At 61.9% G+C, this 1,477-nt stretch carries 1 protein-coding gene; it reads left to right on the top strand.

Translation table 11 applies throughout. The annotated features are described in order from the left end of the window. The first annotated feature begins 165 nt into the window (after positions 1–165). On the top strand, positions 166–1,206 hold the full coding sequence (locus AC0L3S_RS39010) for an IS110 family RNA-guided transposase (RefSeq protein WP_473267070.1): 1,041 nt from the start codon (positions 166–168) through the stop codon (positions 1,204–1,206). Positions 1,207–1,477 lie beyond the last annotated feature (271 nt).

Below are 1,477 nucleotides of genomic sequence, written 5' to 3'. Positions count from 1 at the left end.
GTAGATGGGGTAACGGGTCGGCCTCCGCGGCCAAGCCGCGCTAGCTACGGCGCTATGTGATGCGCGCGTCGCGCGGCTTGGCTGGAAGGTTGGCGGTCGTCCCTCACATGATGGTGTAGCGGAGTCGAGGCCAGGCCTTGCTCCAAGCATCGAGGAGAGACGACCATGGACCATTATGCCGGAATCGATGTGTCATTGGAATGCTCCAGCGTGTGCGTTGTTGATGGGACCGGGAAGATCGTTCGGGAGGCCAAACCCGCAAGCGAGCCGGAGGCGCTGATCGCCTGGTTCCGTTCGCTGGGGTTCGAGCTTTCCAGGATCGGCCTCGAGGCAGGACCGCTGTCGCAGTGGCTTTACGCGGCCATGAAGCAGGCAGGTCTCACCGTCGAGCTTCTGGAGACACGCCACGTGAGGAATGCCTTCGAGGCGATGCCGGTGAAGTCGGATCGCAACGACGCCCGCAACATCGCCCAATTGATGCGGCTCGGCTGGTTCCGGCCGGTGCATTGCAAATCGATGAGCGCGCAGGAGACCCGCGCGATGCTGACGGCGCGCAAGCTGATCCAGGCCAAGCTTCAGGACATCGAGAACAGCTTGCGAGGTATCTTGCGTGGCTTCGGCTTGAAGGTCGGCAAGACGACAAAACGCAACTTTGCGACACGGATCGGCGAGCTGGTGGCCGGCCATCCGGCCCTTGAGGCGATCGCCGCGGCGACGCTCGCGGTTCATATGGTGCTGCTGCGCGAGTTCAACGGTTTTGAGAAGCGGGTGCGGGCAATGTCGCTGCTGGATGCCAAGGCCAAGCTGCTGATGTCGACCCCAGCCGTAGGACCGATCATCTCATTGACCTACGCCAGCGCCATCGATGATCCCTCTCGCTTCACCTCATCGAAGCGGGCGGGGCCGCTGTTCGGATTGACACCGAAGAAGCACCAGTCAGGCGAGACCGATTACTCCGGCCGGATCAGCAAAAATGGGGACGCTTCCGTGCGCGAGGCGCTCTATGAGGCTGCTCACATCATTCTGACCAAGCCGATCAGGGGCTGTGCCCAGCTCAAAAGCTGGGCGATGCGGATCGCCAAGCGTGCCGGCATGAGCAAGGCCAAGGTAGCGCTGGCGCGCAAGCTTGCCGTCATCATGCTTCGGATGCTCAAGGACAACGTGCCGTTCAACTCAACTGCCAAGGCAAGTGCCATGGCGGTCTAAGCAGGAGCAAACAGGCTTTCGGGCGGGTACCACACCAGCCTTCCCGATGCGAAGTCCCTTCGCCGGGACGATGGATCAGGCCAGGCCGTCATCCGGGTTGTCGACGCATCCAATGATGCGATCACGCTTCCGTAGATTGGCCGGCCTGCTCCTCTCTAGAACCCCATCAGGTGACGGCCACCGCGCCGATCCCGTACAGAAGCAGGTTCCCGGCGAGAGGATGCCGCAAAAAGGGATTGACTAACCAAGGCCCGTTACAGAAGCCCGGATG

It is taken from the genome of Bradyrhizobium sp. Ken01, from assembly GCF_055807355.1.
Note: the sequence above shows the minus strand (reverse complement) of the source record. Positions and strands in the feature narration are given on the sequence as shown.